General features: G+C 45.0%; 16 protein-coding genes. 7 read left to right on the forward strand and 9 right to left on the reverse strand.

All coding sequences use genetic code 11. The annotated features are described in order from the left end of the window. The first annotated feature begins 307 nt into the window (after positions 1 to 307). The 3 genes from A3GW_RS10600 (at position 308) to A3GW_RS0101525 (ending at position 4,692) form a co-directional block, all read left to right on the forward strand. A complete protein-coding gene (locus A3GW_RS10600; protein ID WP_018367555.1) occupies positions 308 to 712 on the forward strand; it encodes a VanZ family protein in 405 nt (134 codons plus the stop codon). A 230-nt stretch (positions 713 to 942) separates the two neighbouring features. Next, positions 943 to 2,673 (forward strand): ABC transporter ATP-binding protein, encoded by a 1,731-nt coding sequence (locus A3GW_RS0101520; protein WP_018367556.1) that lies wholly within the window; start codon positions 943 to 945, stop codon positions 2,671 to 2,673. Between the two features lie 273 nt (positions 2,674 to 2,946). Next, entirely contained in the window at positions 2,947 to 4,692 is a 1,746-nt protein-coding gene (locus tag A3GW_RS0101525; protein ID WP_018367557.1) for an ABC transporter ATP-binding protein, read from the forward strand. A 333-nt stretch (positions 4,693 to 5,025) separates the two neighbouring features. Here A3GW_RS0101525 and A3GW_RS0101535 read toward each other — a convergent pair whose 3' ends face one another. From A3GW_RS0101535 to polA, 7 genes are all read right to left on the reverse strand, one after another. Beyond that, entirely contained in the window at positions 5,026 to 5,454 is a 429-nt protein-coding gene (locus A3GW_RS0101535; protein ID WP_018367559.1) for a CoA-binding protein, read from the reverse strand. 12 nt (positions 5,455 to 5,466) lie between these two features. Next, positions 5,467 to 5,877: an SMI1/KNR4 family protein gene (locus tag A3GW_RS0101540; protein WP_018367560.1), complete on the reverse strand. Its 411-nt coding sequence runs from the start codon at positions 5,875 to 5,877 to the stop codon at positions 5,467 to 5,469. Beyond that, on the reverse strand, positions 5,861 to 6,478 hold the full coding sequence (locus A3GW_RS0101545; RefSeq protein ID WP_018367561.1) for an HNH/ENDO VII family nuclease: 618 nt from the start codon (positions 6,476 to 6,478) through the stop codon (positions 5,861 to 5,863). Before A3GW_RS0101545 ends, A3GW_RS0101540 begins: the two co-directional genes overlap by 17 nt. Before the next feature lie 3 nt (positions 6,479 to 6,481). After that, positions 6,482 to 9,826 (reverse strand): ATP-binding protein, encoded by a 3,345-nt coding sequence (locus A3GW_RS0101550; protein WP_018367562.1) that lies wholly within the window; start codon positions 9,824 to 9,826, stop codon positions 6,482 to 6,484. A gap of 1 nt (position 9,827) precedes the next feature. Then, entirely contained in the window at positions 9,828 to 12,386 is a 2,559-nt protein-coding gene (locus A3GW_RS10605) for a dynamin family protein (RefSeq protein ID WP_018367563.1), read from the reverse strand. Positions 12,387 to 12,540: 154 nt separating this feature from the next. Continuing rightward, entirely contained in the window at positions 12,541 to 12,960 is a 420-nt protein-coding gene (locus A3GW_RS0101560; protein WP_018367564.1) for an ASCH domain-containing protein, read from the reverse strand. A gap of 30 nt (positions 12,961 to 12,990) precedes the next feature. Then, positions 12,991 to 15,621 carry a DNA polymerase I gene (gene polA, locus A3GW_RS0101565; protein ID WP_018367565.1) on the reverse strand — a complete coding sequence of 877 codons (2,631 nt, stop codon included), beginning with the start codon at positions 15,619 to 15,621 and terminating at the stop codon, positions 12,991 to 12,993. Between the two features lie 126 nt (positions 15,622 to 15,747). Here polA and A3GW_RS0101570 point away from each other — a divergent pair, with 126 nt between their 5' ends. Together A3GW_RS0101570 and A3GW_RS0101575 are read left to right on the forward strand one after the other, a co-directional pair. After that, positions 15,748 to 16,281, forward strand: a complete 534-nt coding sequence (locus tag A3GW_RS0101570; protein ID WP_018367566.1) for a DUF536 domain-containing protein — start codon at positions 15,748 to 15,750, stop codon at positions 16,279 to 16,281. A 51-nt stretch (positions 16,282 to 16,332) separates the two neighbouring features. Beyond that, entirely contained in the window at positions 16,333 to 16,929 is a 597-nt protein-coding gene (locus A3GW_RS0101575; protein WP_018367567.1) for a 3'-5' exonuclease, read from the forward strand. An 89-nt stretch (positions 16,930 to 17,018) separates the two neighbouring features. On the opposite strand, the gene A3GW_RS0101580 is transcribed toward A3GW_RS0101575, so the two are convergent. Then, positions 17,019 to 17,318: a YbaB/EbfC family nucleoid-associated protein gene (locus A3GW_RS0101580; RefSeq protein WP_018367568.1), complete on the reverse strand. Its 300-nt coding sequence runs from the start codon at positions 17,316 to 17,318 to the stop codon at positions 17,019 to 17,021. Between the two features lie 46 nt (positions 17,319 to 17,364). Further along, positions 17,365 to 19,644 carry a Xaa-Pro dipeptidyl-peptidase gene (locus A3GW_RS0101585; RefSeq protein ID WP_018367569.1) on the reverse strand — a complete coding sequence of 760 codons (2,280 nt, stop codon included), beginning with the start codon at positions 19,642 to 19,644 and terminating at the stop codon, positions 17,365 to 17,367. 176 nt (positions 19,645 to 19,820) lie between these two features. On the opposite strand from A3GW_RS0101585, the gene A3GW_RS0101590 reads away from it, so the two are divergent. Together A3GW_RS0101590 and A3GW_RS0101595 are read left to right on the forward strand one after the other, a co-directional pair. Further along, positions 19,821 to 20,555, forward strand: coding sequence for a CppA N-terminal domain-containing protein (locus A3GW_RS0101590; RefSeq protein WP_018367570.1), 735 nt, complete (start codon positions 19,821 to 19,823; stop codon positions 20,553 to 20,555). Beyond that, complete coding sequence (locus A3GW_RS0101595; protein ID WP_018367571.1) at positions 20,552 to 21,478, forward strand: serine hydrolase domain-containing protein; 927 nt, start codon at positions 20,552 to 20,554, stop codon at positions 21,476 to 21,478. Before A3GW_RS0101590 ends, A3GW_RS0101595 begins: the two co-directional genes overlap by 4 nt. The last annotated feature ends 17 nt before the right edge of the window (positions 21,479 to 21,495 follow it).

Here is a 21,495-nt window from a genome sequence, read left to right on the forward strand (position 1 = left end):
TGCCTTACTCACATCAATCCCGAAAACTGCACGCATGATACTACCTCTTTGTCTTGAATGATTCCTTGTTTTAGAGATGTCATTTTCAATACTCGACGTCTAGCGTCCCACATACTTTGATAACATTCTTTCTAAAACAGGTGTCTTGCCAGTTTTTGTTGCGACGTCTAGCGTCAAAAAGCCCCACGACTTAACAAGACACCTCTACTTTATCATCTTGAGAATGAAAAAAGTAGTGAGTACTCTCTCCCGTCGGAGATTTCCTCACTACTAATCTTAGTATGTTTTTGTTGCGGTGATTTGTTTCATGCCCCAACCTAACTTTGGCTTGGAGGAGACCCCAGGGATTCAGCACTTTGGCCGCGTTGTTGTTTTACTTCGCCCCTTCAACACCCTTTGGGGTTGGCAAGAGATAAACAGTTTTTGGCAGCTGGTCTGGGTTATCTGCCAAAACGTGATGAATATTTTTCTCCTCTATCCGCTGGTTCTTGGTTTGCTTCATCTTTTTCCGAGCTTGCGCTCAATGGCTCGCGCTATTAAACTAGCTTTTTACCTGAGTTTGAGCATTGAGCTGACACAGATTGTTTTGGACCTTCTCATTGATGCCAATCGGGTGTTTGAGCTTGATGACCTTTGGACAAATACGTTGGGTGGTTTGCTTGCCTACCTGACCTATCGCCATGTCACTAGCAAACACATTAACATAGACTAACCACTTGTTTGCTCTTTTTCAGACAAACAGGTCATGTTCAACAGAAAAAACGTTTTCCTTAGTCCTTGTCAGCTAGACCTAGTGCAGAAAACGTGGTATAATAGCCTATCATCCTCAGCACCGCTATGGTGCTGATTTGTTTGTTACTGCTCTTCTTTTGGGCTAACTCATGACAGGAGAGCAGACTGTTTAGCTCTGCGATGGCCTTTAGGAGAAAGAAAGGAGAATTCATGAAAATTGTACGTGATTTATGGTGGTTTTTTAAGTTAGAAAAACGCCGTTACTTGACAGGGATTGTGGCGCTTAGTCTGGTATCTGTCCTAAACCTAGTGCCTCCTATGATGATGGGGCGCGTGATTGATGGTATTGCTAACAAACAACTGACCCCTCAGCAACTGCTATGGAGCCTGTTGTGGCTCCTTTTAGCGGCACTTGGGATGTATGTGCTTCGCTATATTTGGCGGATGTATATTCTAGGGACTTCTAGCCGTTTAGGGCAACTGATTAGGTCGCGCCTGTTTGAGCACTTTACCAAAATGTCGCCATCCTTTTACCAGACCTATCGGACAGGTGATTTGATGGCTCACGCGACCAATGATATCAACGCCTTGACACGTTTGGCTGGTGGTGGGGTCATGTCGGCAGTGGATGCCTCGATAACAGCCTTGGTGACCCTGTTGACCATGTTTGTGACCATTTCCTGGCAGATGACGCTTGTCGCTATCATTCCGTTACCTTTTATGGCGATGACGACCAGTTTCCTCGGACGACGTACCCATACCAGTTTCCAAGCCTCTCAAGCTGCTTTTTCTGACCTAAATAACAAGGTTCAAGAAAGCGTATCAGGGATCAAGGTGACCAAATCATTTGGTTATCAGGCTCAAGAGCTGGCTAGCTTTCAAGAGACCAACCAGATGACCTACCAAAAAAACATGAAAACCATGTTCTATGATGCCATGTGGGATCCGGTTGTTTTGCTTTTTGTGGGGAGTTCCTATGTTTTGACCCTCCTTGTTGGTTCAATCTTTGTCCGTTCTGGGCAGGTGAGTGTCGGTCAGTTGGTGGCCTTTATCACTTATCTAGATATGCTGGTCTGGCCACTGATGGCTGTTGGTTTCCTGTTTAACATGATTCAGCGTGGGTCAGTTTCTTATGACCGTATCAATAGCCTACTATCCGAGCGTTCAGCAGTTGTAGAAGCGACTGATCCTTTACCTGCTATTGAAAATGGTCGTCTGGACTATGCGGTGGATTATTTTGCTTATGATAACGAGGAGACGTTGCGTGATATCCACTTTAGTTTAGAAAAAGGGCAGACGCTGGGATTGGTTGGTCAAACTGGCTCAGGTAAGACCAGTTTAATAAAATTGCTATTACGAGAGTATGATGTCACAGACGGTGAGATTCGTCTAAACGGTCATAACATCAAGGCTTACCGCTTGTCTGATTTGCGCTCTCTGATGGGTTATGTGCCGCAAGACCAAGTGCTCTTTGCGATGTCTATTGAGGACAATGTCCGTTTTGGCAATCCGAGCCTATCCCAAGAACAGGTGGAACAGGCAACTAAAATGTCCCATGTTTATGATGATGTGATGGGTATGCCTGATGGGTTCCAAACCATCATTGGAGAACGTGGCGTGTCCTTATCTGGTGGTCAAAAGCAACGTTTAGCCATGAGTCGTGCCATGATTTTGACGCCTGATATTTTGATTTTAGATGATTCTCTATCGGCTGTTGACGCTAAGACGGAGCATGCCATTATTGATAACCTTAAGCAAACGCGTCAAGGGCAGACGACGATCATCACTGCTCATCGCTTGTCAGCAGTTGTTCACGCGGATCTGATTTTAGTGATGCAAGATGGTCGTATCATTGAGCGGGGTCGTCACGATGAGCTGGTTGCAGCAGGAGGTTGGTATGCGACAACTTATGCTAGCCAACAGCTGGAGATGGGAGATTAAGCTCATCGGATGAGCAGCAGCTTCGCTTTTATAGGATCTGACTCACTGGCATAACGAGGATCACCTGTAAACGTTATAGACTGGCTATACGGTTCTGGCTGCCCTAGTTTAGCCGTGATGGGAGCGCTCGTTTGCTGTGCCCTATGGTAAGTCAGCTCGTTAGTAACCTATAGACCGAACCGAGTATTTTTTAGAGACGGCACTCATTTGGTTTTGGGTTGCCTTGACCTTGCTCGTCTCTTGCTTGTTATGATGTTTTGAAAGGAGTAGTCAATGCCCAAACAAGCTCAATTATGGTCGACCTTTCGTCGGCTGATGACCTACTTGACCCCTTATGGTCTACTGACCACTTTTTCCCTAGCTCTGCTATTGGCCACAACGGTGGTAAAAAGTCTTATCCCCCTTGTGGCTAGTCGATTTATTGATGGCTATATCGCTGGTCAGACGACAGACGGGCTGAGCCTTTTGATTGGCTATTATGGCCTTTATATGGCGCAGAGCTTGCTGCAGTATTTTGGTAATTTTTTCTTTGCCAAGGTGTCTTATAGTGTGGTGCGTGATATTCGACGAGATGCGTTTGCGACCATGGAAAAACTGGGAATGTCGTATTTTGATAAAACCCCGGCTGGGTCTATCGTGTCGCGAATTACCAACGATACGGAGAGCATCAGCGAGATGTTTTCAGGCATTTTGGTAAGTTTTGTCTCGGCGGTGTTTATTTTTACCGTGACCTTGTACACCATGTTGACCTTGGACGTCAAGCTCACTGGACTGGTTGCCCTCTTTTTGCCCTTGATTTTTATCTTGGTTAATCTTTACCGCAAGAAGTCGACTGCAGTGATTGCTAAAACGCGGAGTTTACTCAGTGATATCAATAGCAAACTGGCAGAAAGTATTGAGGGTATCCGCATTATTCAAGCCTTTAGTCAGGAAGCACGTCTTCAGAATGAGTTTGATGCGATCAATCAGGAACATCTCACCTACGTCAATCGGTCATTAGCCTTGGATAGTTTGTTTTTACGCCCTGCCATGTCCCTCTTAAAACTCCTTGCTTATGCGGTGTTGATGGCCTATTTTGGCTTTAAGTGGCAAAAACTTGGGATTTCTGCAGGTTTCATGTATGCCTTCATCCAGTACATTAACCGTCTCTTTGATCCGTTAATCGAAGTAACGCAGAACTTTTCAACCCTGCAAACCTCTATGGTTTCTGCTGGTCGTGTCTTCAGCCTCATTGATCAGGAGGTGTTTGAGCCTGCTCAGCTGGGGGAAGTTGAGGACATCCAGTCAGGCGATATTGTATTTGAAGACGTTTCTTTTAGCTATGATGGAAAGAACCAGATTTTGGATAAGGTATCCTTTCGGGTCAATAAGGGTGAAACGATTGCATTTGTTGGGGCGACAGGCTCTGGCAAGTCCTCTATCATCAATGTTCTTATGCGTTTTTATGAGTTTCAATCAGGGCGTGTGTTGATTGATGGCACAGATATTCGGCAGTACAGTCAGGAAGCTTTACGCCGAAACATCGGTTTGGTTCTCCAAGACCCTTTTCTCTATCATGGGACAATTTCGTCTAATATCAGGATGTATCAGGAAATCAGCGACGATGAGGTTCGGGCTGCGGCGGAGTTTGTCGATGCTGACCAGTTTATCAGTAAATTGCCAGCAGGCTATAGCGAACCTGTCACTGAGCGTGGAGCAACCTTTTCAACAGGTCAACGCCAACTGTTAGCTTTTGCTAGGACTGTTGCCAGTCAACCTAAGATTTTAATTCTCGATGAGGCAACTGCCAATATTGACTCCGAGACGGAGCAAATCGTTCAAAATTCTCTTGCTAAGATGCGTCAAGGACGGACAACAATCGCTATTGCCCATCGTCTATCAACGATTCAAGACGCTAATTGCATCTATGTCTTGGATAAAGGTCGAATCATCGAGAGTGGGGACCATGAGACCTTGCTAGCTCTAAGGGGAACCTACCATAAGATGTATCAACTCCAAGCTGGCATGATGGAAAAATAGCAAGGAGCAAGTTATTCTTAACTATCCCTGTTATTGTCGAGTTAAACATTTACCGAAAAGACTGAAAATAACCTGCTTAGAGCAGGTTCAGACGATAGCTCAAGCTCTTAGAATCTCATTTCTAAGGGCTTGAGCTAGTTTAAGTGTATAAAATGCTCAAAACCGATAGAAACGACAGCCGTAAAAGATTTCTGATTTGTCTTAAACCGTCAAAATGCCTGCTTATCAATCATCAGGACGCTATAAATTTCGCAGATATAGAAAAAGACAATCCACTGTTTGAGGATTGTCTTTCAGTTGAAATGTCCAAAGGAACGCTTTATTTTGATGCCCTTATACCATCTTAAGGTACTCGATTTTTAAGCACCTGTTCATGACAATGGCATCGCGACCAGCCTGACGCAGGAGTTTTTCTGCGTCTTCACTCTCGAGACCCAGTTGTGCCCAGTAGATGTCAGCGTCAGTTTCGAGAAAATCTCTGGCAACATCTGCCAGAAATTCACTGCGACGAAAGACATTGACCATGTCGATATGGACAGGCACGTCTTGCAGTCTAGCATAGACTCTCTCACCGAGGATTTTTTCCCCAGCAAGCTTCGGATTGACTGGAATGATGGTAAAACCAGCCTCCTGCATGAGCTGACTAACGCGGTAAGCAGCTGTCTCTGTACGGTCAGATAAGCCAACCACCGCGATGGTCTTGGTTTGCTTGATATAATCGAATATCACCTCTTGAGGTGGGTTTTGGAAGGTGTAAGTCATGTGTGTTCTCCTTTATTTGCTAGATGCTCTGTTAAGGCAACTCTTGAGATAATCTAGTAATGACTCATATGCCATAGCCTCAGCACTATTGTCCCATGAATAAATGTTACCAGATTTATCCGATAAGATAAAATAGTTGTCCATATGCCAATCTTCAACGATAAATTTATCTTTTGGGAAGTGTTCGTTATATTTTCGGGCTTCTAGTGTTGCAACTACCACATGGCAATAGTCATCAACATTCAACCCCATCCATTCAGTTGCTTCAAAGCTAACTGCCCCAAAATGGCTCAAGTAAGTTTTAAAGTCATCTGAGAACGTCAGTTGCAATTCACTCTCCGCCTGCTTAATCTGTTCTGAACTAGCAGGAGAACTGTGGTAAAGAGGGTGTATTTTTTTTAATTCTTCAATAATTTGTGACATGTTTATCTCCTTCACTAATGGCTCTGGATATTAACTTTTTATCTGTTATAAACGCGAGGCCATGGTCAACGCCTTCTTTTGCTGGGTTGTGCAAAAGAGATTTAAATGTATTTTCACGATGCTCTTCCTTAGTCAGTAAGGCGTAGTGCCCTCCGTTTTCTTGACCAATATGATGACATTCGAGGATTTTTCCATCTTTTATCGGCAAAAGACCGTTATCCAATCTTTCTTGATTGGTCCGACCAAACGAATCAACTTTAGTTGTCATCTCCAACTGTTGGGGCACTAACACGTACCGCTCTTGTCCCATTTCTGTTTTAGCAAATAGTTTTGGAACAAGATTCAAATCCATATAATGCTTTAATTCCTGACCACTATACATAGCATCTAATACGGATAAGGGATAATCTTTCGACCAACCAATTACTTTCTCTAGAGGAGTCAAACCATCATAATGATGTGAAGGACTCTTCTCCACAGGATTGAGGCGCTTTTCTTGGTCAAAAAAGTTATCTGTTGCATCACCAACCTTGCGAGCAACTTCACCAATACTTTCCCTTGCTTCTGCTACTAGGGTTTTGGCTAGCTGTTCAAGTACCATTGCTTAGAATCCTCCTTTGTGAGCCCATCGTTGAAGAGCTTGCTCATCCTTTAACTCATGCAAATAATAATGCGTTACTGCTGCCTGCAATACATCTCGTCTCGTCTGCTCTGCAACAACATCCAGTAGCAACTCATCAATGGTTTGACGAAGTATAACTGTTATCTGTTCTGCTTCCGTACTTTTTTCATCTAACTGACGAATCAGCGAAATAAGCTCTGGGTAAAGCTGCCCAACGATTGCGGCATACTCTATCATGTTGCCATCAAGTGATTGCTCTAAGGACCAGTTCAGAATTCTCCGTTTAGTCAATCCGTCAATAGATAGATTGGAAACTAAAATGTTTATATCTGTCTTGTCTATCATGGCGCGTTCATCAGGTTCTGCACTCAGATAGGACAATAAAAGAACTTTTCCTTTTTCATCATCTAGTACTACGGGTTGTGGGGTATGCTGGTAGATTTTTTCTTTGAGCGTCGTCTTATCAATTTGGCATAAGACGGGTTCCAGCCAGTCATTTTGATAAACAGCTGCCACTCCTTTAGGAAGTTTTGCTAGTTCAATAATCTGATCGTCCGTTAGATTAGCTGATTTTCCAACTAACTGACGATCTGAAAAATCTGGCAACCGCAAGATAATTTTTGTATTGGTATTACGGATAACTGACCTATCTAATAGGCCTGGTGCTTGATCAGCAATGATAACCCCCTCGCCATAGGTTCTCATCTCAGCAATACTCGTTGCCAGCATCTCAACGCTTTTTCCGACTAGGTTAGCACTTTCCATCATCTGCTCTGATGATGTTTTCTTCAACAAGTGATGGGCTTCTTCCAAAACAGTAAGGTGTTGCAAGGGTCTATTTAGGTCAGTTGCATTGGTCAAGCGGTATTCTTGCAATTTTAAGATAAGTATCCCCATAATGAGTGACTTTGTCTCTGTTGAGCCGACCCGACTGAGATCAACGATAACATTTTCATCAAATAGAGCTTGGTCTGATAACCCTTTATCTGTAAAGATAAGGCCGTTCAGACCCGTTGTTAAAGAAGTCAAGCGTGTTAACAAGGCTCCTTTATAAGCTCCTTTGCTCTCGTTATCGTACTCACTGCTATTAATGATAGTCTTGATATTTCGAATAATATCATCAAAGGTTGGATAGATTCTATACTGATTTACTGAAGTCAATAGATTCCACCCACAGTCTTGATAGGCTTGCTCGACAGCATTTTTAAGTACCGCAGGCATTGCAGCATACATTGGCCAACAAACATTAAAAAGTTCAATTAAACGATCCAAATGTTCCAAAATATGGATACCTTCTGGGAAGGCAAATGGGTTAATTTGTAAGAGCGGACTAATAGTCGGATTGGTTCCATAGACAAAGACATCGTCATCATTTCCGAAAACCTGCTTGTACTCCCCTTTGGCAGGTTCGATGACTAAAAACTTAATGCCTTGACGACGACTATTTTCAAGAATGGTGTAAATTGTGTTGCTCTTACCAGTTCCTGTGCTTCCTGTAATCAAGGTATGAGAGGCCAAGGAATTTAATCCAAGCGGTACTCGCAGATGTTCAGCATGGGTCATATGGAAAATCCTACCTAAGTTAATACTCTCACCAATAGCTTCTTCATAGGAGCTGATATTCCTACCAAAAGCGGTACAGGATAAAACAGGCAAGCCCGCGATGGAGGTTTTTGGAAAATTAAGCGAATAAGCTAACTCTTTTCCAGACAAAGCCGTTGTCGCTGTGACAAGAGGAGGATAAACCAAAAAAGTTTCATCTTCCTCAATTAATTCTGGATTAAGGGCAAAAATAGGGTGTCGCAAATCTTTTAAGTAAGCAACTATTTCTTGAGCTTGAGCTCGTTCCTCGCTCACATCGCCTCTCCAAAGGTTTACAACTGTTTGTGAGAGATGAGACTCTTCTCCCTGTGTTAAGGCTAGATACGAATGGGCAACATTGTTGGCCATGGTTGGGTCTTCGCTGAGGACATAGGCAGCAAACTCCCACATTCCTAACGCTGTACTTTGTTCCAAGCGTTTGGCTTCTTTATCTAAAAGTTCTAGGGTATGCTTAACGGTATGATTGGTAAAGGTTTGAATAATTCCTTCGTTTTTTCCAATTGTTGCTGTGACATTAGAACTTCTGGCAAAGTTGGCACCGAAATTAATCCCAAAATTTAGAGCGTTGGAAGCACCTGTTGTCACGGCGTTGGAAGCTGTCTTTGCAACTGTTTTTGTCACTCCCTTGGCCAAGGATTTTGCTGTCGAACTTGTTTCTGACCAATTAAGACTTCCCCCCAAAGAAACGCCCAAAGCACTGCCCAAAGAACCGCCCAAAGAACCGCCCAAAGAGCCGCCCTTCGAGTTACTTTTTCCCTTAGTATTGGTTAGTGATTCGGTCTTCCCTTCTGTGTCAGTCAGTCCCTCACTAACTGTGTTTGCTGTGTTATTGCCTGTCTGTCTTCCAGCACTGCCACCAAGATTGAGACCGACTGTTGCAGATGAACCGAGTGCTTGTGATTCATTGAGAGTAAAGTTTGTTTGCCAAGATGCATAGGGAGCAAGGTCTGAATAAATCTGGGATAACATCAATTTTCGTTCCGCAAGGTCACGAATCGGCGTTGCTAGAAGGACTAGCACATATTCTTGTTCAAAGGTTTCAGGTACAAAGCCATCTAAGAGTTTTTCGATAGTTTGGCTGATAAACTGTTGAGATTTCTCCGTTGGAATATTTGAAGCTGTTGCAACAGAGTAGGAAGTATGTTCGCTGAAACAAGGCAATTGACCACGACCAATCTCTTTTGCCCACGTTGAACCAGGAAAATTCCCTTTGATGGCAGACTCTAGGCGTCTTCGATAGCTATCCACATCAACATTGTTGTTTGCATTCGCTGTGTTGGTCACTGCCAGGTAGACTTTGGTCTGATTTTTTTGTCGGTGAAAAACGAGTGAGATGTTACAAGCTTCATTAGATAGAACATCGTAAACGTTGACCAGTTTCTCTAGACTATTTTCAGTTTTATCTGTTACCCATTTGGTAATATTGATGTAGCGAATATTTGTACTTGGACGAAAGTCTTTGTCATATTCAGCTTGTCTTTCTAGTGGTAGGTAGAGTTCTTTTAATTGAGAAAGGTATGCATGGTAAATATCTGTTGCATGTTTAGCCAGAAGACGACTGATTTGCTCTTTGCTGTCTTGACTATCAAGTTCTGGTTTCTCTGCTAGGTAAGTGTCTTGCTTCTCCTGTAATTGTTGCAGTTGCTCAGGGCTTAAAGCAGATAAATGACTGATGGCATCCGCAGCCTTACCAGCTGTATTCTGGATTATTCTCTTAATTCCCATCTTAAATTTCCCCTTGTCTCCTATTTTCAAAACTCATTAGGCTTATCAGCTCTTCTGAATAGTTTTTTAACTGCCTTAATACTGCTTCGTAATGTGCTATACATTCTTGTTTGTCAATCAATAATTGATGTGTTTCGCGTAACTTAGGATTAAATTCAGTAATATGGCTATTGATTAGGGTCAATAGTTGTTCTAACCAATGCTGGATAGTTTGCTGGTGGTCCCTTACCAAAGTATCAAAAAATAGCCTAGTTTCTTTTAATAACGTATGATGGTATAATTTCACTAATTTATCAAGGTCAAGCTTATAGGGATTTCCAAATAAATGTACATCACCTAATTTAAACCCCTGTACGACTTTTTCTTTATCAAAGCGAATATGATGCTTTAGCTGGAGGGTTTCATGAGATAAAATGAGCTCTTTTATTTCCTCGCGCTTATCAAACGGCAATGTGTCTGTTAAACCAATCTCAAATGCCAGCCGTTGTTTCAAATTTAGACAAGCTTGTTCCAGTTCTTGGGCAGACTTAGAAAAAAGGAGCTGCCGTGTCTCTTGCCAATCCTTATCAAAAATCGCTTGAGCATCATTAAGTAAGGATTGAGAGACTTCCTCGAAGATTTGGCGTTTTTTCTTCCCATAGGCTTCTGAACCTTTGAAACTTTCTTTAGTATCTTCTTGGATTTGGTCAAAAGTTTGTTTGAGAATTGTAATGTCACGCTCGTCAAGAGCAGATTTGATATGCGAACCAAGGTTAGAAAAATGATGTTGTAGATTTTTCCAGTTCTGATCTTTATCCTTTCTAAATTGTTCAAGACCAGCAGATTTTTTCTTATTCTGATATTCTTGTTCACACAAATCAGCTAATTTTTCAGCAGTCAACGTGATATTGGGAGATGATAGCAAGGCTTGAAGAGAGGAGTGATGAACATCAAGTAAATCCATCAGCTGCTGTTTGCCTTTTCTAGTTGTTCGATTGATTAAATCATTCTTTTCACTTTCTAGTTTATCTGCTAAGCGATTAGCTTCTTCCTCTAGCTCTTCTGTTAGGTGGGTAATATTTTGCTCAGTTGTTAAAATAGTCTTTTCCAAATAAAGCTTGGCTTGCTGGCATTTATTATAAGGAGAATAATAACGAGCAAAAGTATCCAACTCTTGCTCCAGACTGAGCAAACCACTGTTAGCAAATAACAAAGCATCTGTTGTCACCTGTTTTGCCTGTTCAATTTTTGCTTTTTTCAACTGTTCTGGAACGATCATATAGCGATAAAGCTCTTGGTAGTAAGGGGAAGTTGGATTGGTAAATTCATCTAAAGATTTTTTGAAGATTCGATCATAGGTATAATCTGTGAATTGTCCTGCCGTTTTATGTCCAAGCCCCATTACTGGTGATACAAAATATAGTCCTTGTGAATAAAGCTGCTTTGGTAGTGCCTGACTAAGAACTTTAGTTTCATCAAAATCAGAAAAATCAATCTGATCAGCTTTATTGACAACCAAGATAGTAAAACGAGTATCAATATCCACTTGCTGGCTCAGCTCACGGTAAAGTGCCATGTTATCCAGTGCATCTAAAGAAGTGTAATCTGTTACGAAGAGAATAACACCGTTACTCATATTAGACATGGCTTGTTTAAGCACCTCTAGGTGGTTTTGATTTGATGAAGAGTTGGAGCCTGGTGTATCAAAGATGGCAAAACGATGATCAGGCTGCCCCAGGACACCTTGAGTAATTGGAATTCTAACTTGAACCAATTCTGAGATGTGTCGTTCGTCTGTTTGAGGAGCCTCATTTAGATAGCTTAAGAAACGTTGAAACACCTGTTTCGGACTATTTGAATGAGTAGAAAATACCATCTCTTTCAGTTCAGGAAAGTCTGCTTCGATTCTCTCACTTCCTTCAGTAAAAATAAACTGGTCTCGCTTATAACTCAGTTTAATTGGTTCTTGATTGAGTTCAAAAGCCAATTCCCAGACGTCTTCTTTATCCGATGGACGAATATCGATAATTTTTGCAGTTGCAGGACTATCACTGCTAGGCAATAAATCTTCCCCAATCAAGGCATTGATAAGACTGGATTTTCCAACACTATAATTTCCCAAAACAACCACAGGGATCACATCACTAGCTGCCTCTTTAAACTGCATTATATCACGATTAACAACTTCATCAGTTGTAATTAATTGTTTAACCCCCTCAAAAATCGTGATTACTCTTGGCAAAATTGTACGAGCATTTTGTAAACGGAGAGATGATTTTGTTAAATTTAATGACGCTTCATGGGAATGATGCTTGATAAGGGTGTGTAACTCCTCAAATTCTTCTGCGGTTCCTTCAAAAATTAGTTCGATCTCTTGTCCATCATCGTACTCTGTAATTAAGATATCCACGATTTCCCTAACCTTGAAAGGGAAAAAGGCTGTTTTAATTTGTTCAGAAATTAGTTGACTATTACTATTTTGTTGATAGGTGATATTTTCCCAAACTTGTTGCTCTTCTTCCCACTTTTGAAAAGTAATTTGTTTTTCATAAGGGTGACTAATAATCTTGAGCTGCACCATTCGCCAAGTTCTCCTTTAGTTTTATACTTTATTATATCACATGTAAGCTGTACCAAGATAATAAAAATTGAAGTGAGAAAATATCTCTTTCTCACTTCAATAAACCAGTAGACTAATTTTATTATTTTTTACAATCTATCCCATTAGAGAGCCTCTATTGTTCAACAACTTTAAAAAATTCTGTGACAACTAAACCTGTCTCTGAAAAGTCCAGTCCGACAGTTGGCAGATGCCGCTGCCAGAAGTCACCGAAAATCCGTTGCCAGTCAGCAACTGTGGTGTCACCCTCTGCATTGCACCGCGCTGTCTCTTCTGAAATCGCATTAAACGGTTCGATGATGACCTTTACAGTTTCAAGCAGGACTTCCTGAGTGGGGTGTTCAGGATTGTCTAACATAATGGATCGGTCACCTGGTTGATCCAGCTCATCTGGTGAGGCGTATTCCGCATACCAGGAGCTGGTGGCAGTTTTTGTGCCTTTGACAGTTAAATCGTATAATTCTTTATAGTCAGCAGGGTGTGCCCAGACCTCTAGGTCTGGGTATTTAGCCTGTAAATCACCATATTTGGCCATGTTTGTGCTCCTTTAGTTTCTATGGCTGTGTTACTTCGCCTCGTACCAGTTTTCTCCTGAACTGCTATCGGCAATGAGGGGTACAGACAACTCGATGGCAGACTGCATGGTCTCGGTGACCAGTTGGCTAACAGCCTCCAGCTCTGCTATTGGCACCTCAAGGACAATCTCGTCGTGCACCTGAAGGAGCATGCGTGCCTGATAGCCACCAGCGGTCAGGGCCTTATCTAGGTTAATCATGGCAACCTTGAGAATGTCTGCGGCAGACCCCTGAATCGGTGAGTTGATGGCTGTGCGCTCGGCGAAACTCCGGACGTTGAAGTTGCGCGAGTGAATGTCTGGCAGCTCACGGCGGCGGTGAAAGAGAGTCTCCACATAGCCCTGTTCCTTGGCTTGAGCAACCATCTCGTCCATGTAGCGCTTGATACCAGGGAAACGCTCAAAATAGGTATCAATGTAGTCCTTGGCGGCCTTTCTGGTGATACCTAAGTTATTAGCCAAGCCAAAATCCGAAATCCCATAGACCACGCCGAAGTTGACGGCCTTGGCATCGCGACGATGGTTTGCCGTCACGTTTTCAGGCTTGTCAATGCCAAAGACCCGCATGGCCGTTGAGGTATGAATGTCTGCGCCTTGCTTGAAGGCCTCAATCAGGTGCTCGTCTTGAGAAATATGAGCCAGCACGCGCAACTCAATCTGAGAATAGTCAGAGGCCAAGAGCACCTGCCCCTCACTTGGCTTGAAGGCCTTACGAATCAACCTGCCCTGTTCCAGACGAACAGGGATATTTTGCAGGTTGGGGTCGGTTGACGACAAGCGCCCTGTCTGGGTCAAGTCCTGCACATAACGGGTGTGAATCTTGCCATCTGGCATGATGTAGTCTTGAAGCCCGATAACGTAGGTTGACTGGAGCTTGCTAATCTGGCGGTACTCGAGGATTTTTGCCACAATTGGTGCCTCAGGCGCCAGCTTTTCCAAAACATCAACGGCAGTGGAATAGCCGGTCTTGGTCTTCTTAGTCGCCCAAGTCGGCAAGCCCAAGGTCTCAAAGAGGAGCGTCCCCAGCTGCTTTGGTGAGTTGATGTTAAACTCCTGCCCTGCTAGGTCGTAAATCTCCTGCGTCAGCTGGTCGATCACCACTTGGTTGTCCACTTGCATGGCCTCCAGCACCTCACGCTCCACATGGATACCGGCGATTTCCATTTTAGCTAGCACATCCGCTAGCGGTAGCTCCATGTCCATGTAGAGGGCGGTCTGTCCCTGCTCCTCTAGCTTGGTGCGTAGCACTTCTTCGGTGCTAACTAACACTTGGAGTTTTTTGGCTAAATGGCTGAGCAGGACAGGGCGTTCAGGCAGGGCACGCTTGACCCCCTTGCCATAGACCTCGAGGTCGTCCGCCAGTGGAAAGTCACCGTAGAGCTTAGCAATGGTTGAGATGTCATTGTTCTCAACGGTTGACAGCAGGTAGCTGGCTAAACGGCTGTCAAAACGAGCTGCTGCCATGTCCACGCCTAGACCAGCCAGCAGCACCTTGACCCGTTTGGCATCATAGGTCTTGACGGGTCGGCTGAGGAAGTCCCTAAACAGATCTGACTGCAAGAGGCTAGTATCTGTGGAGACATAGAGCTGGTCTTGATTGCCAAAAGCCAGTCCGACAATGGGCTCGACATGGTAGTTATCCCCTAAAATCTCCAGATGGACAAACATATCCTCTGTCAGCATCTCCTCTGATAGTTCAGTCACCTCGGTGTAGGTCACCTCAACCGCCTCGCGAGGACTGTTCTTGCCAGCTAAACTAGCTTTGAACTGGCGAAAATCCATCTCATCGTAGAAACGGCTGAGGTGGTCAATGTCAGGCTGTTTCAATTCAATGTCCGAAAGTCCGATGGTCAGAGGAGCGTTGGTGTTGATGGTGGCTAGCCGTTTAGAGAGAAAGGCCTGGTCGCGGTCGTTGATGAGGTTGTCCTTCATCTTGCTGGCCTTCATCTGGTCGATATTGGCATAAATCCCTTCCAGGCTGCCGTGTTCGAGGAGGAGTTTGATGCCTGTTTTTTCACCGATTTTAGTCACTCCAGGGATGTTATCGGATTTGTCCCCCATGAGGGCTTTGAGGTCGACGAACTGCTCAGGCGTTAGCCCCAACTTTTCCAACAGGTAGGCTGGGGTGAAGGCTTCAAATTCGGCGACCCCTTTTTTAGAGATTTCAACGGTGGTATTGGCATCTGTCAGCTGAATCAAATCCTTATCCCCGCTGACAATGGTGATGGTAAAGTCCAGACTGTCCTGCTCTGCCATTGTCGCCAAAGTCCCGATAATATCATCCGCCTCATAATCTGCCAGCTCGTAGTAGGCGATGCCGCGCGCCGTCAGGAGCTCCCGCAGGTAAGGAAACTGCTCGCGGAACTCGTCTGGGGTCTTGGCACGACCCGCCTTGTAGTCGGCGTAGAGTGTTGTCCGAAAGGTGGTTTTGCCAGCATCAAAAGCTACCAAGACATGGGTCGGCTGGAGGCGAGCTAGCAGGCTGTCCAGCATGAGGTGGAAACCGTAGATGGCATTGGTATGAAGACCGTTGGCATTTTTGAAGCGGTCAATCTGGTTGTAGAGGGCAAAAAAGGCCCTGAAAGCGACGGAAGAGCCGTCGATTAAAAGTAGTTTGTTCATACTGCTATTGTACCACAAACTGGTCAGCTCTGCTATTGGGCAATCGCCCAAAACCATAGGAAAAGTTGACAAATGATAGGGGGTGTGTTATGATTTTGTTAAGAAAAGACGAGGAAAATAGGACTTATGACAGTAGAAAAAACCGTCAGTGAGCTGGCAGAGATTTTGGGTGTTAGCCGCCAAGCCATCAACAATCGGATTAAGACCTTGGCGGAAGAGGACATCGAGAAAAACGATAAGGGCGTGACGGTCGTGAAACGGTCAGGCTTGATTAAGCTGGAGGAAATTTACAAAAAGACCATTTTTGAGGATGAGCCGATTAGTGAAGAAGCCAAGCATCGTGAGTTTTTTGAGATTTTGGTAGATGAGAAAAACACGGAAATTACGCGGCTCTACGAGCAACTCAAGGCCAAGGATGCCCAGATGGCGGCTTTGAGTGAGCAACTCAAGGTCAAAGATGTGCAGATCGCAGAAAAAGACAAGCAGATTGACCAGCAACAACAGCTGACCCTGACGGCTCTCAAGGAGCGTGATACGCTAAAATTGGAACTTGATCAGGTCAAGACTGAAGCGGAGAAAAAAGATGAGGTCATTGAGGCAGAGGACGTTCTTGTTGAACCTGTCAATAAAGGATTTTTCGCTCGTTTATTTGGGAAATAAAAAAGAAGAGCAGGGCAACCCGCTCTTTTCTCACCATTAGAAAGGGTAATCATGGAACAGTTAGAGACTTACATTGCTTTTGATTTGGAATTTATCGAGCGTAAGGACGGTCACTACGATCTCTTGCAAGTGTCAGCAGTGAAATTTGTTGATGGGCAGGAACAGGCTCATTTTGATAGCTATGTGCACACTGACCAGCCCCTCAAGAGCTTTATCAATGGATTGACAGGCATCACCAGTGATAAGATTCAGACAGCACCGCCTGCTGAACAGGTGGTGGCTGACTTTGCTGCCTTTGTTAGCGACACTGCACTTATTGGCTACAATGCTCACAAAAGTGACCTGCCGATTTTGCAGGCTTATGGTTTAGATGTGACAGGACAGTATGTGGTCGACGTCTATGACGAGGCTTTTGACCGGCGGAGTACAGATTTGAACGGCATTTCTCGGTTGAGTTTGCAGAGTGTGGCGACTTTTTTAGGCATCAAGGGGCGTGGTCATAATAGTCTAGAGGATGCCCGCATGACAGCCAAAATCTATGAGCAGTTCAAAGAGTTCGACGATAATCGCCTTTTGCTAGACAAGCAAGAAACAATCAACAATAACCCCTTTTCGGGTCTTGATTTTTCAGGATTTTTAGATGAATAGATAGTATATTTAGCGAAAATTTTCAAAAAACGCCTAACATCGGGTTATAAACCCAAGATGTTAGGCGTTTTTGCGTTGTCTTGTTTGAACTAAAACGGCAATTTACCAGCAAAGGCACCGAGTGTTTTCTTAGTGGCTTCATCAATCTGGTTAAGTGCATCGTTGATGGCCTGAGCAGTCATGTCGGACAGGGTCTCGATATCCTCTGGGTCAACAATAGCAGGGCTGAATTCCAAATTAACCAACTGTTTATCCCCTGTAAAGGTCGCTGTTACTAAGTCCTGAGCAGACTTACCAATAAAGGTTGTACCAGCCAGCTCAGCCTGTTTAGCTTCCATTTGTTTTTGCATCTTTTGTGCTTGTTTCATGATATTTTGCATATTCATCATGTTAAGTGTCCTCTTTCTATATCACTGTTTTAAAAATTATACCACATTAAGCGTCAATAGGCAGATAAAGTTTAGACTGACTCAAATCGACCGTTAACTGATAGTTGCTGTTGTCTCGAACGGTGTGCTCAAAGTCGGTCGTATAGAGTAGGAGCCGAAGCGTATCGCCCTCAGTTAAACGGAAGATGGTCGGTTGTAAATCAAAGGTCAGGCTAATCCACTCGTCCGCAGGCAGGTCGCTCACGGTCAGAATCCCATCTCGGTTCTGCAGGTTGAGCACGCCCTTAGTGATTACCCGCTGTTCCGTCTCCACCCACGGCAACTCACGAACAGGCTCGCGCTGAAAGTTCTGTCCATTGTCGATAGTCGCAGCACCCAGTGGCACAGGCGTATCCGTGTGGCGTTTGGCTTTTCCTTGGTGCAATAGCTGAGCAGACAGGAGCCCACGGTTTTCTGACGATTTGAGGGTCAGATGAAGCTGGGCTTGACCGTTGATGAGCACAGCTTGAGTGACTGGCAAGTCGATGCAGATGGCGTTGGCCTTGTCTGCAAAAAGATCGGCCTTGAAGGTCTTGAAGTCCTTGTCGTAGCGCTCAAAGGTCTCTTGCTCATACTGGTTCTGGATGACTTGCTCACCTTGACCAAGATCAAAACGGATGGTCTTGTCTTGACCAAAATGGTCAAGGGCCTGCCAAGTCTGCTCTGCGACGTTGTCCTGCCAGATGACGGCTGGGAGATGATAACCGTTATCCTGTTTGAGCAGTTTTTGGGTCAGGAGGGCATTGATGCTCTCACGAAAATCGATGGACTGCCAGTTGTTGAGGTAGACGTGTTGTCCTTGATGCAGGACGACGTGCTTGTCCACAGTATCTGGTAGGGCATTTAGAATGTTATAGACCTGACGCGGTTTGACATTCCAGTCTTGGAGGCCGTGGGTGTAGACCACTGTCGCCTTGACCTTGTGAGCATGAGGGAGGTAGTTGCGATTTTCCCAGAACTGGTTGTAGTTGCCTGTCTCGCGGTCAAGCGCTTGAGCTTGCTCTTCGAGATGTTTGTCATATACCGCTCGGCTATGAACAAAATCTCCTGCCAAGAGGCTTCGGGAGTGAGTTAAGGCGGTTAAGCTGTCTAAGTCTTCGCCCGGATAACCGCCTGGGCTGCACACCAAGCCGTTTTCACGGTAATACTCGTACCAAGAGCTGATGCCGGCTTCAGCGATGATGACCTTGAGCCCATCAACGCCAGTCGTGGCAAGTCCTGTAGACATGGTGCCCAGATAGGAAATTCCCGTCGTTGTGACCTCACCTGTCGCCCAAGTCGCTAGCACCTGCTGTTCACGCTTGTGGCTGGTGTAGGCGACGGCGCGACCATTTAGCCAGTCAATAACACTCTTGTAGGAGCTGATGAGCTGGTAGTCGCCAGAGGTCATAAAGCCTGTCGAACCTGCTGTGCCGATACCTGACACGTAGATGTTGGCAAAGCCTCGAGCCAGCATGTAGTCGTTGAGGGTGTAGCTGCCGATGTGAGCAAAGGTCTCTGTCGCTGGACTTTCAGGCAGGGTGCTGGTTTGTTCAGATGGGAAAGTCGGTTCATGTGGATCAACGGTAATCGTACCTGCTTCTTTGACCGTCAGATTGCCTGTCATCTTGTAGAGTTTCTTGTCGCTGGCTGGACCGTTGATGCCTTGGTGATAGGGGCTGGCGGTCATCATGGTTGGCAGTTGGTGAGATGTTTTGGGACGGATGATGTTGACCTTGATGAGATCAGTTTGCCCATCGCCGTCAGTGTCCAGCTGGCTATCCACATAGACCACCTCACGCACCAAATGATTGGTATCAAAGGTCGCAAGGCTTTTGCCGTTGAAGAAATGGTAGTCATTATCCAGTGGCAGTAAGCCCTGGCTAACCAAATGGTCAATCAAGGTCAAACCAGTCTTCATCCGTGTGGCCAACAACTGGTGGAGTTGCGCCAGCAAATTGCCCTCAGAAAAGGCAATCGGAAAGGCGAGTTTGTCAATAAATGCTGTCCAATCGGTAAAATCCACTCCAGGCACAAATCCTAAGAGCTGGAGAGCGACCGTGTAGAAGACCTCTTCGGTCAAGGGGCGTTCCGACTGAAAGAAGGTCAAGAGGTCGGCCTCCTGATTGGCCGCTAAGAGGCTGACAGGGTAATCGGTATCCGGGTAGTGAAAGAATGTCGCGCGGACAAAGGTGTCTAGGTTGTCCTTGCCTGTTTTTGTTGCAGATAGGGGAAAGCCGAGCTGGGTAAAATCCGCCAGCTGGTTATTTTCATTGACAGGGATGTAGCTAAATTGATTGTAACGCATGGAAACTCCTTTTGTTTTCTAATCACCTCTTGTTAATGAGCGGCATGTTGAGCCAACATCAGCAGGCTTGCCCTTTCTAATGAGGTGATTGCAGTTGAAATACCTCTATTATACCGCAACTTGCCTCATCTGTCGAAATAGTTGTCAAAATCGCCTAATTAGTCTAAAATAAGTCTATGAAAAAAAATGAAAACATGGCTTTACTTGCCCCCTATATTCGGGTTAACAATCGCCAGCGGAATCTGGATTTTTATGAGCACATTCTTGGTTTGCGAGTGCTTCATGAGGAAAATGCCTTTGCTTTTTTAGGCGGACATGTGGCGAAAGAGACACGACTGACTTTGGAAGAATCGCCATCTTATCGGACGCGAGCAGTCAATGGCCCTAAAAAGCTGCACACCTTGGTGCTTAAGGCTGATACGGCAGAAATAGCAGAGCTATTAGCACGAAAAATTCCTGTGGAGAGGGTGTATAAAGGTCAAACAGGCTATGCCTTCTCTGCCCTGTCCCCAGAAGGGGACCGCCTGCTATTGCATGGGGAAGATGATGTCACAACCCTTGATCCAGTTCCTTACCCAGACCTTTTGGCGGACTCTGGCTTCAACGGTTTATCGGATGTCATCGTAGACCGTCTGGTATTGAATGTTCCTGACAGGTCGGTCAGCCTTCCTTTTTACGACCGTCTGCCCTTGTCTGTCGAGCTGAACGAAGCACAGGGGGCTGACTTGCAGGCTGATAACGACCAGACCTGGGACATCAGCATGGTAGAATGTTCCGTTGATAAGACTGTCGACCTTGCTTCTTTTGCAGTCATTTGCAAAGACTTGGGACTAGAGACGATGCTCAATAAAAAGGAAACCGTGCTCATCGTGACGGATCCAAGTCGGCTGGACTGGTGGTTTGTCAAATGATGCAGGCGATTATTGATAAAATCAACCAACAGCGGTCAGAACATCTCTATCTGGGGGCTAGCTTGGCTATTTTCCAAAAAGGGCGATGGCAGGAGTGGTACATCGGTGAGGTAGCCCCTGAGGCTCCTGTTGAGGCTGGCTTAGTCTATGATCTCGCTAGCGTGTCCAAGGTAATCGGTGTGGGGACGGTTCTTATCCAGCTGTTGGCAGATGGGACACTAGAGCTTGACCAACCACTTAAAAGTTACTACCCTGGAGTAGCAGACGAGACGGTTACGATCAGGCAGCTCCTGACTCACACCTCAGGTATTGACCCTTATATCCCAAACCGCGACCGACTGAGCGCAAGGGAGTTACGGGCAGCCATCAACCACATTACTGTCACCACGGATAAGCGTTTCTTGTACACGGACATCAACTTCTTGTTGTTAGGTTTTATGCTAGAAGACTTGTTTGGAAAAAGTTTGGATGAGTTGTTTCAGGAGCGGGTGTTTCGACCTCTTGGGATGGCAGAAACCAGCTTTGGCCCTCGTTTAGGGGCTGTTTTGACGGTCAATGGCAGAGCAGATGGGCTGGTTCATGACCCTAAAGCTCAGGTTTTGGGTGTTCATGCAGGATCAGCTGGTCTTTTTTCGACAGTGGCTGATTTAGAGCGCTTTTGCGAGCATTATTTGATGGCAGATTTTGGAGTGGACTTATTAACCAACTATGGCAGTCCAGATAAACCGCGCTCTCTGGGCTGGAATCTTGATGGGGACTGGCTCGACCATACGGGCTACACTGGTCCCTTTATCATGATCAATCGACGACGTCAGCAAGCGGTGATTTTTCTGACCAATCGAACTTATGCCTACGATGATCGTCCGTTATGGATTGCCAAACGCCGAGAACTGCGTGATGTTATCAAGCAAACGCTCAGTTGATAGCAGTTAGATGAGCA

Origin of the sequence: Streptococcus entericus DSM 14446, assembly GCF_000380025.1 — a bacterium.
GTDB lineage: Bacteria > Bacillota > Bacilli > Lactobacillales > Streptococcaceae > Streptococcus > Streptococcus entericus.

Bases quoted from the DNA above. Each gene is read 5' to 3' on its own strand.
- A3GW_RS0101595 (WP_018367571.1), top strand. From the start codon at position 20,552: ATGATGCAGGCGATTATTGATAAAATCAACCAACAGCGGTCAGAACAT.
- A3GW_RS0101590 (WP_018367570.1), top strand. From the start codon at position 19,821: ATGAAAAAAAATGAAAACATGGCTTTACTTGCCCCCTATATTCGGGTT.
- A3GW_RS0101550 (WP_018367562.1), bottom strand. From the start codon at position 9,826: ATGGGAATTAAGAGAATAATCCAGAATACAGCTGGTAAGGCTGCGGAT.
- A3GW_RS0101580 (WP_018367568.1), bottom strand. From the start codon at position 17,318: ATGATGAATATGCAAAATATCATGAAACAAGCACAAAAGATGCAAAAA.
- A3GW_RS0101535 (WP_018367559.1), bottom strand. From the start codon at position 5,454: ATGACTTACACCTTCCAAAACCCACCTCAAGAGGTGATATTCGATTAT.
- polA (WP_018367565.1), bottom strand. From the start codon at position 15,621: ATGAACAAACTACTTTTAATCGACGGCTCTTCCGTCGCTTTCAGGGCC.
- A3GW_RS0101525 (WP_018367557.1), top strand. From the start codon at position 2,947: ATGCCCAAACAAGCTCAATTATGGTCGACCTTTCGTCGGCTGATGACC.
- A3GW_RS0101540 (WP_018367560.1), bottom strand. From the start codon at position 5,877: ATGTCACAAATTATTGAAGAATTAAAAAAAATACACCCTCTTTACCAC.
- A3GW_RS0101520 (WP_018367556.1), top strand. From the start codon at position 943: ATGAAAATTGTACGTGATTTATGGTGGTTTTTTAAGTTAGAAAAACGC.
- A3GW_RS0101570 (WP_018367566.1), top strand. From the start codon at position 15,748: ATGACAGTAGAAAAAACCGTCAGTGAGCTGGCAGAGATTTTGGGTGTT.
- A3GW_RS10605 (WP_018367563.1), bottom strand. From the start codon at position 12,386: ATGGTGCAGCTCAAGATTATTAGTCACCCTTATGAAAAACAAATTACT.
- A3GW_RS0101560 (WP_018367564.1), bottom strand. From the start codon at position 12,960: ATGGCCAAATATGGTGATTTACAGGCTAAATACCCAGACCTAGAGGTC.
- A3GW_RS0101585 (WP_018367569.1), bottom strand. From the start codon at position 19,644: ATGCGTTACAATCAATTTAGCTACATCCCTGTCAATGAAAATAACCAG.
- A3GW_RS0101575 (WP_018367567.1), top strand. From the start codon at position 16,333: ATGGAACAGTTAGAGACTTACATTGCTTTTGATTTGGAATTTATCGAG.
- A3GW_RS10600 (WP_018367555.1), top strand. From the start codon at position 308: ATGCCCCAACCTAACTTTGGCTTGGAGGAGACCCCAGGGATTCAGCAC.
- A3GW_RS0101545 (WP_018367561.1), bottom strand. From the start codon at position 6,478: ATGGTACTTGAACAGCTAGCCAAAACCCTAGTAGCAGAAGCAAGGGAA.